Raw genomic sequence first — 21,686 nt, 5'->3', positions numbered from 1 at the left:
TAATTATGCAGATTGGAATCCGGTTACATGATATAGCACCAGGCACAATAGAAGAACGATTAAAAATTGCACAGGAGCAGGGGTTTAGCTGTGCTCATCTGGCATTAACCAAAACGGTGAAAGAACACTCTGTAGAGGACTCTGCATTGACTCCAGGCTATGCTACGTATCTTCGGAAGCTATTTGCTAAGTATGATGTGGATATTGCCGTGTTAGGGTGTTATCTGAATCTGGCGCATCCAGATCCAGTTGAGCTTAAAAAGATTCAGGAACGTTATTTTGCACATCTTCGTTTTGCATCCATGTTAGGCTGTAGCGTAGTGGGTACCGAAACAGGGGCACCTAACGCAGAATACCGCTTTGTACCGGAAAGCCACACGGAGGAATCCTTGCAGATCTTCATTAAGAACTTCCGTCCTGTGGTAGAATGCGCGGAAAAGTTTGGCGTTATCATGGCCATAGAACCAGTGTGGAGCCACATTGTATATGATTCCAAGCAGGCATTAAGAGTATTAAAGGAAATTAATTCACCGAATTTAAGAATCATTTTGGATCCAGTAAACCTTCTTTCTGTAGAAAACAGCGTTCGTTATGATGAGGTAATTACGGAAGCCATTAAAGATCTGGGTGAATATACAGATGTGGTTCATATGAAAGACTTTGTCATCGAAGGAGATAAAGTTGTTTCAGGTGCACCTGGAAGTGGTACTATGAAGTATGATACCATTCTTAATTTTGTGAAAAAAGAAAAACCATTTATCCAGATGACCATTGAAGATAGTACGCCAGATAATGCGGAGTGGTCCAGGAAATTTCTTGAGGAATATCCTTGTATTTAATTGGGAGAACAATTTGTAACAGGTAAGTAGGTATAAATAAAAAGCGAGCTTTGAAGTCCCATTACGGGTTTCAAAGCTCATTTTTTACGTCCTATAAGCTTTATATTCCAGCAGAGTCTGGAGTTCTATTCGTAATGCGTTTGAACAGATAATAATATTCGGTACTGTAAATTAAGCTAAATTCCCCCTGCTTCATGCCCGGAACTATAAAAACTTTGGTTTTTACTATCTACAGAAGCATTTTTAAAGAAATCCATTCCCATTCTCTTTTAACAGCCATGTGATTTTTTATTAATAGTATATTAAGATATAGAGGAATATACAAGACTGTTGATAAAGTTAAATAATATATTCTGGAAATTAATCGGATAAGAATCCATGTTTTTCACTATATCTTAGCGTTCCTTTTTGGTATAATAATTTTATTAAAATTTGGGGAGAAAATTATGAGCGTATATATTAGAAAAGGTTTGATGAGCGATGCGGATGAATTGGAAAAATTATATGATGATTTAAATGATTATTCAGCGGAAAATATTAATTATTGTGGTTTTAAAAAAGGGATTTATCCAACCCGTATAGATGCAGTTAAGGGGATTGAGGAAAACAATTTATATGTAGCAATTAAGGGAGATGTAATAGTTGGTTCGTTTATATTACGACACAAGTCAGAAGAGGCATATAACAGTGCGTGCTGGAAAAAAGATTTAACCTATGATAAAGTTTTGGTGATTTATACTTTTGTAGTTCATCCGAATTATTCTAATCAGGGAATTGGTTCTAAATTATTGGATTTTGCGGAGGAATTGGCGAAAGAGCAGGGAGTGGAATCGTTACGATTAGATGTTTATTCTATTAATCTTCCTGCAATTCATGTATACGAAAAAAATAATTTTGAATATATTGATACCGTTGACCTAGGATTAGAGGAGTATGGATTAAAGTGGTTCAAGCTATATGAGAAGCTTATTTATTAAGCCCATTAGGCAGTGATCAGATATGAAATGAGATACGAAACCAGATATTTATAATTGAGTATTCTTCGCTTGATTCAAATCCTGCAAGAGGAAGATATAAAAGTAAATATTTCTAAAAGAAAGGCCTGTGTATTATGACAATACACAGGCCTAATCTGTAAAATTACAGGCAATCTCTCATAACTTCATAAGCGCCTTTTTCTTCAATGGATTTTAAGTATCCAGCAACAGCTGCTTCAAAGCCAGGAATCTTACTTAAATCCTCATCCCAGAAATCGGTATTGCTGCAAACGGAATGAGTCAGAGTCTCTGCATCATCATCTCTATGGTCGTAGAAGAACTGAAGCACTGACTTATCATCTTTTACTGTATATTCATTTCCGGCAGGGCGGGAGGAAACTAGACCATCCTCGGTTAAATTCATGCCGTGATAGAAGGCAATATAGAATGCAAAGGAAGCTGTGATACATTTTGGAAGTTCACCTGATTTTTCTACAAATCCTTTAAAAGAAGGCATAACACGAGCTTTCCACTTAGAAGTGGAGTTCAAGGAAATAGCCAGTAAATCATGATCAATGAATGGATTCTTAAATCGCTCTGTAACAGAAGAAGCAAAGCTTAATAATTCTTCTTTTGGCAATGTTAGCGTCGGAATGATTTCATCGTATATGGTTTTATTCATAAATCCGCAGATCACTTCATCATCCATACAGTCACGTACAATATCCTGTCCTGCAAGGTATGCACCTAATACAAAGGAAGTATGAGCGCCGTTTAAGATACGAACTTTTCTCTGCTTGTATGGCTTGTGGTCATCACAAATTACAACAGGGAGACCAGCTTTTTCAAATGGAAGCTCTTTCTTTAAGTGCTCAGGTCCTTCAATTACCCAGAAGCCAAAGACTTCACCTGTATTGATTAAATTATCCTGATAGCCTAATTCCTCACAAATAGCAGCAGCTTCATTTCTTGGATATCCAGTTACAATCCGATCTACCAGAGTGGAACAGAAGATATTTTCAGCTTTGATCCAGTTGATGAATTCTTCTCCTAAGTCCCACTGCTTTGCATAACTTAAAACGCATTTCTCCAGCTCTTTTCCATTGTTGTCAATGAGCTCACAAGAAAGAATGACAAAGCCTTTACCAGCTTCTTTTCCAAATTTCTCAAATCTCTTGTATAAGAACTGAGTCAGCTTTCCAGGATAGCTTTCAGCAGGAACATCTGTAAACTGACAGGAAGGATCGTATGCAATGCCTGCCTCGGTCGTGTTGCAGGCAATATAGCGAAGCTCAGGATTTTCCGCACAAGCAAGGACTTCTTCATACTCTTTATATGGGTTTAAGCATCTGCTTACACAGGAGATAACTCTTTTATCATTCACTTTCTTTCCGTTTTCAAATCCCCGGAGGAAGAGAGTATAAAGTCCTTCCTGCTCGTTAATCATATCTGCAAGACCTGGGGCGATGGGCTGGCATAATACAACTTTGGAGTTGAACCCTGTTTTCTCATTGAGTAAATCAATAAAATAGTCCACGAAGGCTCTTAAAAAGTTTCCTTCTCCAAACTGCAGTACTCGTTCTGGTGCATCTTTTAAAAGATATCCGTCATAACCCTGCTTTTCCAGTGTTGCATAACATAACTTTTCCATTAAAATTAATCTCCTTTTCCTGTATGCATAGATGTATTATAAGGTTACGCCCTTTTTAAAGATAGCCATGTCGTGGAAGCCAGCTTCCTCGGATTTCACCTTTTTTCCAGATGCAACTTCAATCACGAAATCAAAAAACTGATTCTTAAGCGTATCCATATCAGTGTCTTCTACCAAAACACCGCAGTTAAAATCAATCCAGTTGCTCTTTTTTGTACTGAGAGCTGTGTTGGTGGCAATCTTCATTGTCGGTACTGGACAGGCAAATGGAGTCCCGCGGCCTGTGGTAAAGAGGACGATATGAGCGCCAGAAGCAGCAAGAGCAGTAGAAGCAACTAAGTCATTACCTGGAGCACTTAATAAGTTTAAGCCCTTTGTTTTCACAGGTTTGCCGTATTTTAACACATCTACGACTTCTGCGCTGCCTGACTTTTGGACGCATCCTAAAGACTTGTCCTCAAGGGTAGAAATGCCACCTTTTTTATTACCAGGAGATGGATTCTCATAAATGGTCTGATTATGGCTAGTGAAGTAGTTTTTGAAATCGTTAATAAGTTCTACGGTCTTTTCAAATGTCTCTTCATCTTTACACCGGTTCATTAGAAGTGTTTCCGCACCGAACATTTCTGGAACTTCTGTAAGAATGGTAGTACCGCCCTTTGAAACTAGAATATCGGAAAAAGCACCTACCGTTGGGTTGGCTGTAATTCCAGAGAGTCCGTCCGATCCGCCGCACTTCATGCCAATTACAAGTTCGCTACAGCTAATAGGTTCTCTTTGGAACGCGCCTGCATATTCCACCAGTTCCTCTATAAGAGCCATGGAATCCTCCATCTCATCATCGGATTCCTGAGCAACTAAAAATTTAATCCTGCGTTCATCGTATTCCCCAATATAACGTTTTAACTCCTGTACATTGCTGTTTTCACAGCCAAGTCCAAGGACCAGAACGCCACCGGCATTGGGGTGATTGATTAAATCGGCAAGAATGGTTCTTGTGTATTCCTGATCATCGCCCATCTGGGAGCAACCATATGGATGAGGGAATGCTGCAATTTCGTCAATGGATCCAGAAACATATTTTTGACTGACTCGTTCAATGGCAGAAGCGATCTTATTTACACATCCAACCGTAGGAATGATCCAAATCTCATTGCGGACACCCACCTTACCATTAGGTCTTTTATATCCCATAAAGGTACGGTCCCCTGTTTGGTCAAGATTGATATCTTGCTTGTTATAACTGTAAGTAAGTAAATCCCCTAATCCTGTTTTTAAATTGTGTGTGTGAATCCAGGCCCCTGTCGCGATATTCTCCTTTGCTACGCCGATGGCACAGCCGTATTTCATGACGGATGAGCCGGCAGGGATATCGGTAAGGGAAAATTTGTGACCCTGTGGGATATCTTCCAAAAGGGTTACTGCCGTATCGCCTACTTCGATTAAAGTACCGGCTGTGAGCGGTTTTAAGGCAACGGCAACGTTATCTTCGGAATGAATTTTGATAAAATCCTGCATAAGCTTCCTTCCTTTCTTAGTACCGGTTTTTATTTATATACATGCAATGTAAGTACTTACATAAAACATACACCATTTTAATCACATAGTCAATAGGCAAAGGGAGAAAGAAAGGTTTTTCTTTTAGAAAGGCGCATTTTTGGGATAAAAATAATCGGTTATTTCCTATTAATATAGAGTAATAATAGTTGCTTAATATGAGAAAATCCTGTATAATTGAGCGAGTATAGTGTAAGCGCTTACGCTAGCTTTCAAAAGCAGCAAAAAGTTGTTTGCCAACAATGAAATTTATGATGCTAAGAGGGACTACAATGAATATTTACGATATTGCACAGCTTGCAGGAGTTTCCATTGCGACGGTATCTCGGGTGGTGAATGACAGCCCCCGTGTTAGTGAAAAGACAAAGCAAAAAGTAATGGCTATTATGGAGGAAAATGGCTATACTCCAAATGTATTTGCCAGAGGCCTGGGACTAGATTCTATGAAAACCATTGGTATTATGTGTCCCGATGTTTCAGATGCCTATATGGCCACAGCCATAGCGCACTTGGAAAGCCGTATGCATGAACATGGTTACGACTGCATTTTATGCTGTACAGGATATGAACAGTCCGTGAAAGAAAAGTATGTGAGCCTTCTTTTAGCAAAAAGAATAGATGCACTGATTATGGTGGGTTCTGTGTATTCTGGATCCGGCGGTAGTGACAGTTTAGTTCAGTATGTCCGCGATGCAGCGAAAAATATTCCTGTATTTTTAATCAATGGATATCTGGATCATGAAAATGTATACTGCGCATATGGAGATGATTACCAGGCAACCTATGATGTTACCAGCCAGATGATTGAAAGAGGAAGAAAACGGATTCTCTTTCTCTGTGACTCTCATTCTTACAGTGCAACACAGAAGCTGGAAGGGTATGAGTCAGCCTTGAAAAGCCATGGACTGCCAGTGCTTGGCGATTTAAAGCTTTATGTAAAAAACCGGATTCATTCCGTGCGTGATATCCTTTTAGAGCGTAGAGATCTAAAGTTTGACAGTGTAGTAGCTACAGACGATGGACTTGCAGTTGGAGCCATCAAATATGCAAACTCAAAGTTGTTAAAGATCCCAGAGGATTTATGCATCACAGGATTTAACAATTCAGCACTTTCCATCTGTAGTGATCCTGAACTTTCCTCTGTTGATAATAAGGTAGAGGAATTATGCAATCTGACCATTAATAATATGATGAAGATTCTTCACGGAAAAGCAGAAGAAGTTTCCCGTGATACAAAGATTCCCTGCAGACTAGTCAAACGTTGTACCACAGATTTTTAGCCTTGTCTTTTCATTTTTGTTGTGCTACAATATAAAGCCAGTAAAACAAATGAAAACACCCTGCTATCTGTATTGTATGCAACATGCAGGGGATACAAATAGAAAGTGCGGGGACAGGAATAAAGATGGAACATGATGGAGACAATGTGGTGCTATGTGGTGCCAATTCCTATGAGCAGAAATTTTACTTTAACCAGCAATTTTCCAGCCTTCCAGAAAGCATCAAGCAGGAACTTAAAGTTATGTGTGTGCTTTATACCGAAGACGTAGGAGGAATTCTTACTCTGGAATATACAGAGGATGGAACCTTGGAATTTAAAGTGACGGCAGAGGAGAACGATTATCTGTTTGATGAAATTGGAAGTGTATTAAAGATAAAGCAGTACCGAAGCGAAAAAAGGGAACTTCTAGAAAACATGGAAATGTATTACAGAGTGTTCTGTCTTGGAGAAGAATTAGATAATGGAGCAGTGGACAAGTGAAGCTTAGAATTGGTGATGTGACGCTTGAAAACAACCTGATACTTGCACCAATGGCAGGAGTTACAGACCTGCCATTTCGTTTATTGTGCAGGGAGTTAGGCTGTGGTATGGCAGTGACAGAGATGGTAAGTGCCAAGGCGATTTTATATAAAAACAAAAATACAAATGTCTTAATGGAAGTTGGAGAAGGCGAAGGTCCCGTAAGCATTCAGCTTTTTGGATCGGATCCTTCTATAATGGCAGACATGGCGGCCCAGATTGAATCTGGTCCTTTTGCCTTTATTGATATAAATATGGGTTGTCCAATGCCTAAAATTGTCAACAATGGAGAGGGTTCTGCTCTCATGAAGGATATAAAACTTGCCGAGCGCATATTATCTTCCATGGTTAAGGCAGTTAAAAAGCCTGTAACAGTTAAGTTTAGAAAGGGCTTTGCCGAGGATGATAGTAATGCGGTGGAGTTTGCCAAGATGGCGGAGAGCTCTGGAGTAGCCGCAGTTGCTGTCCATGGACGGACCAGAGAACAGTATTATTCTGGCACAGCGGACTGGGATATCATCCGAAAGGTAAAGGAAGCAGTATCCATTCCTGTCATCGGAAATGGTGATATCTTTAAGCCTGAGGATGCCAAGGCTCTTCTTTCTGAGACCGGATGTGACGGTGTGATGATTGCAAGAGGCGCCAAAGGAAATCCCTGGATCTTTTCTAGAACGCTTCACTATCTAGAGACTGGGGTCTTGCTTCCAGGACCAAATGCAGGAGAGATCAGCAAATTAATCCTACGTCACGGAAGCATGCATATGGAGTTAAAGGGAGAAATTGTCGCCATGCGCGAGATGCGCAAGCATATGGCATGGTATACCTCAGGACTTCCTCATTCTGCCAGATTAAGAAATGATATCAATCAAATTGAGACGATAGATGAATTTAGGCGTTTTGTGGAAGAAAGAATTGAAGTATTGTAACCAGTAAAACCAAGCAGAATCTTGACAATTCCAGATGTTTACGCTATAATATCTGGAATGCGAATGAGCGAGTAAGAAACCAGGAGGAATCGAAAAACCATGGTAGATAAGAAAAATATTTTAACCTACGAAGGTCTTAAAAGATACGAAGAGGAACTTCAGAACTTAAAGGTAGTTAAGAGAAAAGAAGTTGCCCAAAAGATCAAGGAAGCCAGAGAGCAAGGCGACTTATCTGAGAATGCTGAGTATGATGCCGCTAAAGATGAACAACGAGACATCGAGCTGCGTATTGAAGAACTGGAAAAATTACTCAAAAATGCAGAAGTCGTTGTGGAAGATGAAATTGATCTTGATAAGATTAACATTGGCTGTAAGGTTAAGGTTTACGAGGTTGATGAAGACGAAGAGATGGAATTTAAGATTGTAGGCTCTTCCGAAGCGAATAGCCTTCAGAATAAAATTTCTAACGAATCTCCGGTTGGCCAGGCATTGATGGGCAAAAAGGTAGGAGATGTTGTGGAAGTGGAAACACAGTCAGGTGTTATTCAGTATAAAGTATTAGAAATTCAAAGAGTATCATAGGCATAATTAACTTAGCAAAGTCAAAAGTAGTGCAGACTTTGCTAAGTTAATTAGCCGTTTAAGGAACCATTAAGCGAATCGAAATTCTTTACTATAGTTCACAAAGGAGTACAAACAGGTGCCAGAACAGCAGAATCAGAACCAAAATCAGAATGTAGAAGAAGATCTAAATCATTTATTAAAGGTCCGCCGCGAAAAGCTTGCAGAGCTTCAGGAAGCGGGAAAGGATCCATTTCAGGTTACAAAGTACGATGTCAGTGCACATAGTAGCGATATCAAAGAGCAATACGACCAGTGGGAAGGCAAGGAAGTAACGATTGCAGGACGTATGATGTCCAAGAGAGTTATGGGAAAGGCCGCTTTTTGTAATGTTCAGGATTTAAAGGGAAACATTCAGTCCTATGTTGCAAGAGACAGCATTGGTGAAGAGGAATATAAAGAATTTAAAAAGATGGATATCGGTGATATCGTTGGTATTAAAGGTACTGCATTTACAACAAAGACAGGCGAGATCTCTATCCATGCGGAAAGCGTAGATCTGTTGACCAAGAGTCTTCAGATTCTTCCTGAAAAGTTCCATGGACTTACCAATACTGATATTCGTTACAGACAAAGATATGTAGATCTGATTATGAATCCAGAAGTTAGAGATACTTTTGTAAAGAGATCACAGATTATCAAAGAGATCCGTAACCATCTAGATGATCAGGGCTTTATGGAAGTTGAGACACCAATGCTGGTAGCCAATGCTGGCGGTGCTGCAGCTAGACCATTTGAAACCCACTATAACGCTCTTGATGAGGATGTAAAGCTTCGTATTTCTCTTGAGCTTTATCTAAAGCGTCTTATCGTAGGTGGTTTAGAACGAGTTTATGAAATCGGACGAGTATTCCGTAACGAGGGTGTAGATACACGCCATAATCCAGAATTTACATTGATGGAATTATACCAAGCATATACCGATTACCATGGTATGATGGATTTGGTCGAAGGTCTTTTCCGTTCCGTAGCATTAAAGGTTCTTGGAACTGCTGTTGTTTCTTACGATGGTGTGGAAATTGATTTATCTAAGCCTTTTGAAAGAATTTCTATGGTGGATGCACTTAAGAAGTACAAAGGCATTGATTTTACAGAGGTTCATACTGATGAAGAGGCAAAGGCATTGGCTGATAAGCACCATGTATCTTACGAAGCTCGTCATAAGAAGGGTGATATTTTAAGTCTTCTTTTTGAAGAGTTTGTAGAAGAGCATCTGGTTCAGCCTACCTTTATCATTGATCACCCAGTGGAGATTTCCCCATTGACTAAGAAAAAACCAGAAGACCCAGAGTACACCGAGCGTTTTGAGTTGTTTATTACAAAGCGTGAGATGGCAAATGCTTATTCAGAGCTTAATGATCCTTTGGATCAGATTGAGCGTTTCAAGGCACAGGAAGCACTTCTTGCAGCTGGAGATGACGAGGCTAATTCCATGGATGATGACTTTATCAATGCGCTGATGATTGGTATGCCACCTACTGGTGGTATTGGTATTGGTATTGACCGTTTTGTAATGTTGCTTACGGATTCTTATGCAATTAGGGATGTTTTGTTGTTCCCGACGATGAAGACACTGGAAAAGTAATATAGCTGGTAAATTCCGTAAATAAAGAAAAACTTGAGGTTTTGGAATCATGTAAATAGTTTTTTTAATACTATTTTATCTCAATAGAATTTATTTTATAAATAAGAGCCCTTTCTACAGTAATATATAAGTAGTAAGGGCTTATTTTTATTTTTCACTTTTAGGAGTTAGTTGTAGGCTTGAACGTTTTGCTAGCTGATGTTACGATTATTACAGTGTTCTTATTTGCTTTAATTTGTGTGAAGTAAATCACATGTTAGAAAGAGAATTGATGATATTTCAGTTTGTGCACTAATTCCTTTTGGTGAATCAGAGCCAGATTCGTTTTCCTGGGATAAAATTCACGCAGTGATCAAATTACGTTTTCATTGCTTTCCTGTCGCCACGAAGAATAGGCATCTGCAAAATATAACGTCACTCCTAGCTACTTTTTTAATGAAATAAAATCAAAATATGAATAGATATAGACAAATAAGGGCAATTGAAATTTTAGAACAAATGTTCTGATGTTGCGATTGCATTTTTTTATATCTTAATGTATAATGAATGGGAAAGAAGTGGTACATAATAATTCCCAGAGGTGATTAAGATGAAACAAATGCATTTAAGAGTAGATGATGTGTTATATGAAAAACTAAATTCATATTCTTCAGAATCTGACCAATCTATGCAGGAATGTGTTAGAGAGGCAGTTGCATATTACATAACAGATAAAAAAAAGAAGCAAAATGAAAATAGTGATCCTTGTTTTACCTTCATTGATTTGTTTGCAGGAATTGGAGGAATGAGACTTGCATATGAACAAGTAGGCGGAAAATGCGTTTATTCTAGCGAATGGAATAAATATAGTCAACAAACGTATTATGCTAATTTTGGAGAACAACCAGAAGGAGACATTACTCAAGTTGACGCAAAGGAGATTCCAGATCATGATATTTTGGTGGCAGGTTTCCCTTGTCAGCCGTTTTCAATTGCAGGTGTTTCAAAAAAAGTAAGTATGGGTAAAAAAACAGGGTTTCAAGATAAAACTCAAGGGACATTGTTTTTTGATGTTTGTAGAATATTAAAGGAAAAGCGTCCAAAGGCATTTATGTTAGAGAATGTGAAGAATCTTAAAAGTCATGATAAAGGAAGAACTTTTAAAACAATTGAAGAATCATTAGAGGAATTAAATTATAAAATTTTTTATGCGGTATTAGATGGACAAAGTTTTGTTCCACAGCATAGAGAACGAATTATTATAGTTGGATTTGATATGGAACGTTATGGAAATAATATTGATTACAAATTTGATCTTTCTCCAATACAGCCTAAACCAGTAATGAAAGATATTCTTGAAAAGAAGGTGGATGAAAAATATACACTATCAGATAAGCTATGGGTATACTTGCAAAATTATGCAGCAAAACACAAAGCAGCAGGAAACGGTTTTGGATATGGAATTGCACCTTTAGATGGAGTATCAAGAACAATTAGTGCAAGATATCATAAAGATGGTTCGGAAATATTGATAGCTCAAAGAGGGAAAAACCCAAGACGATTAACGCCTAGAGAGAGTGCAAGACTTCAGGGATTTCCAGAAACATTTTTAATCCCAGTATCAGATACGCAGGCTTATAGACAATTTGGTAATTCGGTAGTAGTTCCGTTGATTGCTAATGTAGCAAAGCTTATAATAAATGAAATCAAGAGTCTAGAAAATGAGCCAGAAGAGGGTAGAAAGGTGATCTGATGATTTCTGAAATATTAAAAGATGCAATTGAGTCGGTTGAAAGTAGTGGTACTGCTTTTTGTAAGTTTCTATCTGCAAATGATACAGGTGCTACAGGAGGTCATCAGAGCGGTATTCTTGTTTCGGCATCTGCAAAAAGTATTATGTTTTCTGAGAAAATTCCATTGGATGGGATTTTGAAGCGAGATGTAAAAATTTTTTGGCATAATGATTTTTATACTGAGAGTACATTTACATATTACAGCAGTAAAAAAGAACTTCGAATAACGAAGTTTGGGAGAAAATTTCCATTATTAAGACCTGAACAAACCGGAGCTTTATTTGTTTTTACTAAACAGTCAGAGGATGAGTTTTCTGGGTATATTCTTGAAATGGAAGAAGATATTGAAGAGTTTCTTGAAACGTTTGGAATTAGTTCAACAGAGACAAACTGTCTATTTGGAGTTGGGAGTATTCAACAAGATAGAAAAGAAAGTTTGGAAATATATAATTATATTAAAGGACTAAACGTGGAATTTCCAGAAACTGGAGCAATGTCAAAGGCCGCACAATCAATAGCTAATGAAGTATATAATCATATAGAATATCTATGTTCAAACCCCGACAAGAAAATTATTGAATGGATGAATGTGGAGTATTCTTTGTTTAGAGCAATTGAACAGAGTAGGTATGGAAGTGTTGTAAATGCAGGTTTTTCTTCGGTAGAAGACTTTGTTAAGTTGGCTAATACTGTATTAAACAGGAGGAAAAGTAGAGCTGGAAAAAGTTTGGAACATCATTTAGAGGCTATTTTCGATGCAAATGAAATAAGATATTCTTCTCAAGCTGTGACTGAGGGGAATAAAAAGCCAGACTTTGTATTTCCTTCTCAAGAAGCTTATCAGGATATGAAATTTTCTACAGAAAAATTAGTATCGTTAGCTGCAAAAACTACGTGTAAGGATCGATGGAGACAGGTTTTAAATGAGGCAAACAGACTTAGAGACAAAGATAAATTCTTATGTACCTTACAGCAAGGGATTTCACCTGCACAAATGGATGAAATGCAAGAAGAACAAGTCATACTGGTTGTTCCAAAGCAATATATTTCATGTTATCCAAAAGATAGGCAGGACAGAATTTGGACGATTTCAAGATTTGTAAGGTATGTAAAGGAACTACAAAATTTATAGTTTATCAAATACGCCAAATTATGGTGCCTTTTCACGAAAATACACCATCCCAGTTACTATTAAAGAAAATAATCTGCTAATATATTGCTATCAACAGTTGATGAGATCGTTGACAACTGAATAGCAACTACAGATTTGCAGAAATCATGCAACCTAAAGAAAAATCTTTAAAGGAGTAAAATTTCAGGATATTTGCCTCGAGGGTTTAAGACCACTGTTATCATATTAGTAGTTCGAGGGATCGAGAGATGGAGAACGAGGTACAGGGCACAAGCCTGGTAAAAGGGTACAAGCGTCCATGGACGTTTGTTAAGCGCCACCGTAGTGTTGGCGTTGAAGTCGAATGCTGTGAGAGGATAATAACTCATGTTATGGAGCTCAGTGGCTGGAGCACCATAAACCTTCGAATTGCAAGCAGAAGGGATAGTGATACCGGTAGTATTGATATCGCGTCGTGACCGCATAAGCGGCTCGTCTGTAGTTCCCTGATGCCCGGGCGAAGAGATATCCCAAAGGGCGTCCCATTAAGTAATTAATTTAGCAAACGAAAGCAAAGAAGCTGATAAGAAAAAGCCTGAAATAACAGATGCTGATGGAGCAAGGATTGCTTCTGTAAACGAAGTGAATTCTAGGTTAAAATAAATTTTTATCTGAACAAAAAAATTGCGTGTGATAAATATGACTGGTAATACAGCCCATTCTTCACGCGCATTATTTATGAAAAAGATAATGAGGTATTTAGTAAGATAAAAGTGGTATATTAAAATATAAATTCAAAATAGAAAAATGAAGCAGATCTAATATTATTTTAATTCCGAATTACCTGCTCAGATTTATTCAATATATTGTCCTTAAATAATAAGAATTGCACATGGCTTATATCATATGTACCTTTAAGTAATTGTCCTTACAATTGAAACATCAACAAACGTAAATTGTTGAATAATATACAAAACCATATTATAATGGCTATTATGTAGGTAAGTGGAGGGATATATTATGAATAAAGAAGAGCAGGTTATGACGGAACTCTGGGAACTATTTAATAAGAAAATGTGGCTTGATGGATATAAATTGAAGAACAGGCTTAAAGGATATAACCCTTCAGAAGTACATTGCATTGAATTCATTGAGGAAAATGAAGATTCCAATGTGACAAAACTTGCAGAGTCATTTTATATGACGAGGAGTGCGATTAGTAAACTGACGAAGAAACTCATAGAAAAAGGTCTTATTGAAAGCTATCAGAAGCCTGAAAATAAAAAAGAAATATATTTTAAGCTTACGAAGCAAGGCCATGGTGTATATGAAGTGCATGAAGAACTGCATAAAGAGTACCAAGAACGGGATAAGGCTGTATTTGAGCAGATAACAGAGGAACAATATAACAGTATGCTTTGCTTTACCGAAAAGTTTAATAAACATCTGGATTCAGAAATTAAAAAACTTGACGTGGATGTTACTTCTGGATGGCGTGATAATTTATGATTACATCAAGAGTCTTTCTGTTGTGATGGCTTTTAGATGTCACTCAATTATATACGTATTACCCAAAAAGAGAATAGAATAAGCAGGCAGCTCAAATTGATATTAGATTGGGCTGCATTTTTTATTTCTGATTTATTGTTGACAAGGACACAAAAAAGCAGTATCATAAAATGAGTCCAGGGACACAAAAAGCCAATCGTAGCTCAACAATAATAATAGGAGGAAAATCTATGAATATCATTGGTATTATCGCAAGTCAGAGAAAAGAAGGAAATACTGCATTTATTGTAAATAAATTACTTGAGGGAGCAAAGGATCAGGGAGCCAAAACCCAATCCTTTCATTTCAGTGATCTCAATATAAATCCATGCAGGGGGTGTATGGCCTGCCACAAAGGTGCAGAGGGCTGTGTAATTAAAGACGATATGCAGAAGATTTACGAAGAGATGGAACATGCCGATGCCATTGTTTTAGGCTTACCTATCTACATGGGACAGATGAGTGCACAAGGGAAGATATTTACCGATCGTTTATTTGCTAGGTTCTCACCTAAATTCTCACCATTTTTTAAAGAGGTTGTCACAAAGCAAAAACTGGTTCTTTCGTTTAATCAGGGAAATCCAGATGCTAGTCTCTTTAAACCATATATGGATTATACCAATCACATGTTTGAAATTCTTGAATTTGATGTAAGAGAGGTACCTGTTGTTACTGATTTGCGAAGCGGAGCAATTGATGAAAGAGAAGATTTGTGCATGTCATTAAAGAATTTTGGCTCAGCGTTGGTTCTTGAAGAAGCTCATAAATCGGTTAGTTAATTTCACGACGAAAGTTCCAGACACTTATTAACTGGTAAGACAATTGTAAAAGTCGTTCCAATGCCAGGTGTACTTGCAACCTCAATAGTGCCCCCATGCTCCTGCACAATCCATTTTGCAATAGACAGGCCCAAGCCAGAACCGTCTGGATTCCTTTTTCTTGTTTGATTAATGCGATAAAAACGATCAAAAATCTTGTCTAAATGCTCTTTTTCTATTCCAACTCCGGTATCTGTAAGCATTAGTTTATATTTTGTTTTGATTTGTGTGATGGATAATTTAATTGTGCCAGGACCGTCTGAGTAGTTTAGAGCATTTTCCATAAGGATGACCATAAGCTGTTCCATTCGCTTTTTATCCCCATGAAAATTGATATTATCATTAATACAGACTTCAAGAACAATATTTTTCCTGGTGGCTATGGGCTCAAAGAGAAGAAGAGCATTTGTAATCACATCATTAAGAAGGAATGTTTTGGTTTCAAGTGTTTGCTGGTTAGTATCCGCCTTGGATAAAGTGAGTAGATCATCTACTAGCTTAGCCAGTCGTAGATTTTCAGCTTCCATATTTTTCAGCCATTTCATTTGACTCCCTATGGTTTCCTCTGGGCTATCCATCAATAGCTCTAAAGTTGTCCGGATCACGGCGATGGGGGTGCGCAGTTCGTGAGAAGCATCGGCGGTGAAATCAAGCTGCTTCTGCCATGCTGCTTTAATGGGACGAATCGCCGCTTTTGACAACAGCCAACTTCCTGCAAAAACCATACCGATTGCCAATGAAATTGTCCAGATAAATCTACCAGAACTCACATAACTGGCTGGACCCATATAAGTTAACAATCCCAGAATTAATAGTATGATACTAATCATCATAACACTAAATAGAACAAACCGCTTACGTAACGTTTTTAACATGATGGCATCTCCTTTAATGAATATCCAACTCCTCTAATCGTATGAATGGTTACCCCGCTTTTTTCAAAATTCACTTTTTTTCTCAGATAAAAAATATAGAGTTCTACATTTTTTATTTCCACCTCTTTGTTAAATCCCCAAATCCGATCGAGTATTTGTTCTTTTGTTAGAGTCTGTCCAAGGTTACGCATAAGAAGCTCCAAAAGCTGAACTTCAGTCGTAGTCAATCTTGTTATTTCCCCATCGATGGAAACTTCACATAGCATGGTGTCCAAATGTAAAGAAGCAACGCTAAATTTATTATTTACTTGCAGATGTTTGGAACGCCTGGAAAGGACCCGAACTCTTGCTAAAAGCTCGTCTTTGGAAAATGGTTTAATGAGATAGTCATCGGCTCCAGCGTCCAGACCTTCGATTCTGCTGGATACCGCGTCTTTGGCAGTAAGAAAAATAACCGGTGTAGTCATCTTATTCGTTCGTATATGTTTTAAGATTTCGATACCATCTAGGCCGGGGAGCATTCTGTCCAATATAATTACGTCGTAAATACCGGTTCCAGCCATATCTAGTCCCTCCGTGCCGTCATAAGATACATCAACTAGATATCCTTGTTTTTTTAGAATATGCTCTAATGCGTCAGCTAATCTTGCTTCATCTTCAACAAGTAAAATTCTCATAGGTCCACCACCATTCACAGTATTATTTTAATCATACCATAGTTTCCTTTGAATTCTATTTGAAAATAAATAAATATGTTTGGGAGGATAAATCTAATCATAAAACAATGTTTCATTTCAAAGCAAATTCAAAGACTGATAGTGGATAATTCATCTTGAAAAACAAATTTAGAAGATGGAGGATTTAGAATGTCAGGGGAAAAACAAGGTATTGTGGCTAAAAAGGCATTATGGAGTATCGTGTTGTTTTATTTATTAATTGTATTTGAAATTGCGTATATGGCGGGACCCTTTGCAATTTATTTTTATGGTGTTTACAATCCAGTGCTAAATTTTTTTAATCAGTCTGTCATATTATCAATACTTAACAGCTTCTTTCTACCTCATGTTGCGAGAGAGACATCATCAGCGCTCCTTAACATTCATGAGTATATTGGAGCATGTTTGGCGATATTTGGATTTGTCGGATTTTGTATTGGGGCATGTCAAATATATTACAGCAAATTTACACGTAAAGGGGCCGTTATTGGTGGTGTCTATAATGTTATTCGGCACCCCCAGTACACTTCCTTTGGAATATGTGGACTGGGTTTGTTGATTATGTGGCCACGATTTATTAATTTGTTAATGTATGTGACTATGTTTTTTGTCTATTATTTGTTGGCAAGAGCGGAGGAAAAAGAGTGTGAGGAAAAATTTGGACAGACTTATATTGATTATAAGAGCAAGACAACCATGTTTTTTCCAATTAGAGGTTCCTTTATTAAAGACCTGCCAACACTACCTAAATCCAAAGGTAAAAAGATACTTGTATTGTTAGGCATATATAGTTTAGCATGTACCATTACTTTTTGTGCGGCAAAAGGGATAACTTCTTATTCCATTAACAGCCTGTACGCAATTTACACTAGGGATAGTGCAACTGTGTCATTATGTGAAATGGAAACTGATAAGATAAAAGAGATTTTTAATATAGCAGCCTCAGATGGCACAATAAAAGCATTATTAAATAAGACAAAAGGCGAAAAATTCATCAATTATATATTACCTAGGGAATGGTATGCGGCGGAGATTCCTATGAACGGCATTCAGTATAGAGCAGGGCATTTATCACCTTCCAATTACCATAGGACCAAATATAAAATCATATTTACGACTGCCCAGATCAGAAGTGATAAGGATGCTACTGGAAAAAGCATACTAACAAGTGTTGTTGAAAGAAAACCGCTTGCAGAAGTCTGGGTTGATCTAAAGGCACAAACCGTGGAATAAATCTTAGACATACCGGCTGACTATAAATATCGTGGTGTTGCTGTCGCAATCTATTAGACAATAAGAAAAAATGTAGCTTGACGAGTAAGGCTGTAAATGCTAAAATGTGAATGAATATTTATTTTTTCATTCACATTTTGCTTGTTAGCGGAAAGGCCTTAAATGAAAAAGGTTATTGCAATCATAGGAAGTGCCCAAAAGAAAGCAACTTACGAGGCAGTCCAGGAATTTGAACGGAATTTAAAATCATATATGGATATTGATTTTGAGTATATATTTTTAAAGGATTATCAATTGGAATTTTGTAAAGGTTGTAAGCTGTGTTTCGATAAAGGAGAAGAATTCTGTCCTATACATGACGATCGGGATTTGGTAATAGATAAGATGAGCCATTCTGATGGTGTTATATTTGCCACACCAAACTATTCCTTTCAAGTCTCAGCGTCTATGAAAAATTTATTGGACCGTTTAGCCTTTATTTTCCATCGGCCACGTTTTTTCGGAAAGGCCTTTACCTCCATTGTGACTCAGGGCATCTTTGGAGGCAATTCCATTGTGAAATACCTAAGCAGCATGGGACAAAATCTTGGGTATAATGTTTCGAAAGGCTGCGTATTAAAAACTCTGGAACCAATAACAAAGGTCGCACAGGATAAGAACTCACGTGAAATAAAAAAAGCTGCCAAAAGGTTTTATAAACTGCTTAGTAAGCCAGTGCCACCATCCCCATCATTATTTCGGCTAATGATGTTTCGGATGTCAAGAGCGAGCATGAAAGAGATGCTTAGTGATGAATATTATGATTATCAGTATTATAAAGAAAAAGGTTGGTTTGAATCCGATTATTATTACGATGTCTCATTAAACCCGATCAAAAAGATGATTGGGTGTATTTTTGATTTTATGGGACGTCAGATGTCGAGGCAGAAGTAAGAAAATGACTCTGCCTGTTATACATTAGATGTGGAGGGTCATAGATTGAAAGATACAAGAACAAATTTATTTGATTGTGGTAAGGAGCTGTTTGAACGGAACGGATTTAAGGATACCAATGTGTCCGATATTACGAAGTCTGCGAAGATAGGTACAGGTACGTTTTATAATTATTATTCCTCAAAAGAGGAGCTCTTCATGGCAATCTATATGGAGGAAAACGAAAAGTTAAAGAGAACAATACTAAAAACCATTGATCTCAATCAGGAGCCCCAGAGTTTGATTAAAGAACTGATGCTTCTAAATTTCGAGGGAATGAAATCAAATCCGATTCTTAAGGAGTGGTATAATAAAGACGTGTCTGATAAGATCGAGCAGTACTTCCGTGAACAGAAAGGAATGGAAGGTCTTGATTTTATGTATGGAGATTTTATTAAAATCATTGAAAAATGGCAAAAAGAAGGGAAAATGAGGAGTGATATTGACAGCGGAATGATCATGGCCATATTTACGGCAATCGTTACCGTAGAGACACATAAAGAAGAGATCGGACTACAGCATTTCCCACAAGTTTTGGAATACCTTACAGAATTTACGATGAAAGGCCTGCTTGTTGGTGGAACACATAGCAATGACTAAAAATGAAAGTGAGGAAAATTATGAAAAAAGCTTTAAGAGTAATACTGATACTAGTGGTTGCAATCATTGCAATAGGAGTAGTAGGATTATTCTTTCTCACCCGGGGACTGAAGTCGGGGAGTAAGGTGGAGATTTCCAGTATTAACCCCTCTTCCCTAGATGATGGTATATACAAAGGGTCATACAGTGCGGGAAGATGGTCAAACGAACTGGCAGTCACGATGAAAGGGGGCAAGATACAAGAGATTAAAATAATTAAGGATATGGACATTGCACCCCCAGAGATATCCAATGAAATATTTAGCCGGGTGATCAAATTGCAAAATACCAATGTGGACGCAGTATCTGGAGCCACCGTTACAAGCAAGGCTTATTTAAAATCAATTGAAACTGCACTAACAAAATAATAATAGGGGAGGTTTTGAATATGAGTACATGTATTGCATATGCAACCAAATACGGATTTACTAAGACATGCGCTGAAATTCTGGCGAAAAAGCTTGATGGGGAGACGGATATCTATGATTTAAGCAATCACCAACCTGATTTAAGCAAATATGATAAAGTAATCATCGGTGGTTCGATTTACGCTGGAAAAATTCGTAAGCCAGCAATGAAATTTTGTACCGATCATATGGATACCATAAAGGATAAAAAGTTAGGATTGTTTATCTGTGGAATGTCGGATGGTGAGGACGCCAAAAAGCAGCTTGAATCTTCTTTCCCAAAAGAACTATTGTCTGTTGCTGCAGCTAAGGAATCCTTTGGTGGAGATTGCAATTTCGATAAAATGAATATCATTGAACGATTTATCATGAAAAAGATAACTGGCTCTGGTCAAAATCAAGTGCGAATCTCTGAGGATCATATCATACGATTTGCCGGTCATATGAAAGATGCCTGAATTAAATTATAATCAGGGACTGTAGTAGAACTGTGTTTTTAGAGTGATGCTGTAACAAGCTTAAACAATTACATAAAATGGCATGAGTTTGCTTATGGCATATTAACATTGCTTTGGTTTATCGTTTATCTCCTCAAATTTCACAAACAACATAATACGGTCATTTATCAAAAAATTGCACGTCCTAATTAAACTATTTTAATATGACTTGCAGATGTCATATTATATCGTTATAATAGTATTAGGGGGTAATGATATGCAAATTAATAGACTGTTTGAAATGGTTTATTTGTTATTGAATAAAGAAAGTATAACTGCTGGGGAATTTGCGAAACAATTTGAGGTGTCACCTCGCACGATATACCGTGATGTAGAGCTTTTATCTTCGGCGGGTATCCCTATTTATATGACCAAAGGTAAGGGCGGTGGAATCTCACTTCTTCCTGATTTTATTCTAAATAAAGCGGTACTGACTGATGAGGAAAAGGCAGACATTCTCTCCGCACTGCATGCGGTAGATTCTGTGAACTTAGAAAGAACCAGTACCGCTGTTAAAAAACTTAGTACTATGTTTGGTAAAGAAAGCAGTGACTGGGTGGAGGTGGATTTTTCAGGTTGGGGAAATGTGAACGAGGAATCTGAAACATTTGCAATTTTAAAAGCGTCAATTCTAAAAAAAAATGTCATACAGTTTCTCTATCACAGCGGTGAGAGCAGCTTGCAGCGTATGGTAGAGCCGATGAAGCTTTGTTTTAAAGGGCAAGATTGGTATTTGTATGCCTATTGTCGAGTACGTCTCGATTATCGCTTTTTTAAATTAAGACGAATCAAGGAATTATCAATATTACCGGAATCCTTTGATCGACATATCCCTGGTAAGATTTTTGATAAGGAAAAAGTGCTCCAGAAAAACCTGGCCACCATAACTCTCAAATTTTCAAAAGAGATGGCTTATCGGGTTTATGATGAATTTACAGAATACGAATTACTCCCAGACGGGGGATTCTTAACGCAGCTTTCGATGGCGGAAGATGAGGGGCTTTATTATTATCTTGCCACCTTTGGTCAACATTGTGAAGTTTTGCACCCGGAGAATATTCGTCTGCAAATGAAGGAAAGATTACAAAAGGCCTTAAATTTGTATTTATAATATGACAGACTGTTGTCTATTTTGATATGT

Annotated in this window: 20 protein-coding genes and 1 pseudogene; 17 read left to right on the top strand and 4 right to left on the bottom strand. The window is 37.6% G+C overall.

Translation table 11 applies throughout. From position 1 onward, the window contains the following. Window positions 1-5: 5 nt before the first annotated feature. Together BET01_RS16120 and BET01_RS16115 are read left to right on the top strand one after the other, a co-directional pair. Entirely contained in the window at window positions 6-839 is an 834-nt protein-coding gene (locus tag BET01_RS16120; RefSeq protein ID WP_120197833.1) for a sugar phosphate isomerase/epimerase family protein, read from the top strand. 446 nt (window positions 840-1,285) lie between these two features. Continuing rightward, window positions 1,286-1,816, top strand: coding sequence for a GNAT family N-acetyltransferase (locus BET01_RS16115; protein WP_120197832.1), 531 nt, complete (start codon window positions 1,286-1,288; stop codon window positions 1,814-1,816). Window positions 1,817-1,979: 163 nt separating this feature from the next. On the opposite strand, the gene BET01_RS16110 is transcribed toward BET01_RS16115, so the two are convergent. Beyond that, window positions 1,980-3,467: a tagaturonate reductase gene (locus BET01_RS16110; protein WP_120197831.1), complete on the bottom strand. Its 1,488-nt coding sequence runs from the start codon at window positions 3,465-3,467 to the stop codon at window positions 1,980-1,982. 36 nt (window positions 3,468-3,503) lie between these two features. After that, the gene (locus BET01_RS16105) at window positions 3,504-4,985 is read right to left on the bottom strand and encodes a UxaA family hydrolase (RefSeq protein WP_120197830.1); all 1,482 of its coding nucleotides are present in this window, start codon (window positions 4,983-4,985) and stop codon (window positions 3,504-3,506) included. Between the two features lie 311 nt (window positions 4,986-5,296). Here BET01_RS16105 and BET01_RS16100 point away from each other — a divergent pair, with 311 nt between their 5' ends. From BET01_RS16100 to BET01_RS16060, 9 genes and pseudogenes are all read left to right on the top strand, one after another. Next, entirely contained in the window at window positions 5,297-6,304 is a 1,008-nt protein-coding gene (locus tag BET01_RS16100) for a LacI family DNA-binding transcriptional regulator (RefSeq protein ID WP_120197829.1), read from the top strand. A 125-nt stretch (window positions 6,305-6,429) separates the two neighbouring features. Continuing rightward, window positions 6,430-6,786, top strand: coding sequence for a DUF6145 family protein (locus tag BET01_RS16095; protein ID WP_120197828.1), 357 nt, complete (start codon window positions 6,430-6,432; stop codon window positions 6,784-6,786). Then, entirely contained in the window at window positions 6,783-7,751 is a 969-nt protein-coding gene (gene dusB / locus BET01_RS16090; protein ID WP_120197827.1) for a tRNA dihydrouridine synthase DusB, read from the top strand. Before BET01_RS16095 ends, dusB begins: the two co-directional genes overlap by 4 nt. A gap of 99 nt (window positions 7,752-7,850) precedes the next feature. Continuing rightward, window positions 7,851-8,333, top strand: a complete 483-nt coding sequence (gene greA / locus BET01_RS16085) for a transcription elongation factor GreA (protein ID WP_120197826.1) — start codon at window positions 7,851-7,853, stop codon at window positions 8,331-8,333. A 118-nt stretch (window positions 8,334-8,451) separates the two neighbouring features. Beyond that, a pseudogene (gene lysS / locus BET01_RS16080) lies at window positions 8,452-9,948 on the top strand (lysine--tRNA ligase); the annotation flags it as partial. Window positions 9,949-10,546: 598 nt separating this feature from the next. Next, window positions 10,547-11,689, top strand: coding sequence for a DNA (cytosine-5-)-methyltransferase (gene dcm, locus BET01_RS16075; protein ID WP_120197824.1), 1,143 nt, complete (start codon window positions 10,547-10,549; stop codon window positions 11,687-11,689). Beyond that, window positions 11,689-12,861 carry a type II restriction endonuclease gene (locus BET01_RS16070; protein WP_120197823.1) on the top strand — a complete coding sequence of 391 codons (1,173 nt, stop codon included), beginning with the start codon at window positions 11,689-11,691 and terminating at the stop codon, window positions 12,859-12,861. Before dcm ends, BET01_RS16070 begins: the two co-directional genes overlap by 1 nt. 999 nt (window positions 12,862-13,860) lie before the next feature. Beyond that, window positions 13,861-14,349 carry a MarR family transcriptional regulator gene (locus BET01_RS16065; protein ID WP_120197822.1) on the top strand — a complete coding sequence of 163 codons (489 nt, stop codon included), beginning with the start codon at window positions 13,861-13,863 and terminating at the stop codon, window positions 14,347-14,349. A gap of 230 nt (window positions 14,350-14,579) precedes the next feature. Continuing rightward, window positions 14,580-15,167 carry a flavodoxin family protein gene (locus tag BET01_RS16060; protein WP_120197821.1) on the top strand — a complete coding sequence of 196 codons (588 nt, stop codon included), beginning with the start codon at window positions 14,580-14,582 and terminating at the stop codon, window positions 15,165-15,167. 2 nt (window positions 15,168-15,169) lie between these two features. Here BET01_RS16060 and BET01_RS16055 read toward each other — a convergent pair whose 3' ends face one another. Next, window positions 15,170-16,081 carry a sensor histidine kinase gene (locus tag BET01_RS16055; RefSeq protein ID WP_120197820.1) on the bottom strand — a complete coding sequence of 304 codons (912 nt, stop codon included), beginning with the start codon at window positions 16,079-16,081 and terminating at the stop codon, window positions 15,170-15,172. Beyond that, window positions 16,075-16,758, bottom strand: coding sequence for a response regulator transcription factor (locus BET01_RS16050; RefSeq protein WP_120197819.1), 684 nt, complete (start codon window positions 16,756-16,758; stop codon window positions 16,075-16,077). Before BET01_RS16050 ends, BET01_RS16055 begins: the two co-directional genes overlap by 7 nt. A gap of 189 nt (window positions 16,759-16,947) precedes the next feature. Between BET01_RS16050 and BET01_RS16045 the strand changes: the two genes are divergently transcribed. The 6 genes from BET01_RS16045 to BET01_RS16020 all read left to right on the top strand — a co-directional run bounded on the left by BET01_RS16045 (window position 16,948) and on the right by BET01_RS16020 (window position 21,656). Further along, on the top strand, window positions 16,948-18,030 hold the full coding sequence (locus BET01_RS16045; RefSeq protein WP_120197818.1) for a methyltransferase family protein: 1,083 nt from the start codon (window positions 16,948-16,950) through the stop codon (window positions 18,028-18,030). 162 nt (window positions 18,031-18,192) lie between these two features. Next, window positions 18,193-18,963: a flavodoxin family protein gene (locus BET01_RS16040; RefSeq protein WP_120197817.1), complete on the top strand. Its 771-nt coding sequence runs from the start codon at window positions 18,193-18,195 to the stop codon at window positions 18,961-18,963. A gap of 45 nt (window positions 18,964-19,008) precedes the next feature. Next, complete coding sequence (locus BET01_RS16035; RefSeq protein WP_120197816.1) at window positions 19,009-19,602, top strand: TetR/AcrR family transcriptional regulator; 594 nt, start codon at window positions 19,009-19,011, stop codon at window positions 19,600-19,602. 20 nt (window positions 19,603-19,622) lie between these two features. Next, window positions 19,623-20,009, top strand: a complete 387-nt coding sequence (locus BET01_RS16030; protein ID WP_158585086.1) for an FMN-binding protein — start codon at window positions 19,623-19,625, stop codon at window positions 20,007-20,009. Between the two features lie 20 nt (window positions 20,010-20,029). Continuing rightward, on the top strand, window positions 20,030-20,506 hold the full coding sequence (locus tag BET01_RS16025) for a flavodoxin domain-containing protein (protein WP_120197814.1): 477 nt from the start codon (window positions 20,030-20,032) through the stop codon (window positions 20,504-20,506). 256 nt (window positions 20,507-20,762) lie between these two features. Next, complete coding sequence (locus tag BET01_RS16020; protein WP_120197813.1) at window positions 20,763-21,656, top strand: helix-turn-helix transcriptional regulator; 894 nt, start codon at window positions 20,763-20,765, stop codon at window positions 21,654-21,656. Window positions 21,657-21,686: the final 30 nt, after the last annotated feature.

It is taken from the genome of Lacrimispora algidixylanolytica, from assembly GCF_003609635.1.
Lineage (GTDB): Bacteria > Bacillota > Clostridia > Lachnospirales > Lachnospiraceae > Lacrimispora > Lacrimispora algidixylanolytica.
This window is presented reverse-complemented; position numbering and strand designations above follow the sequence as displayed.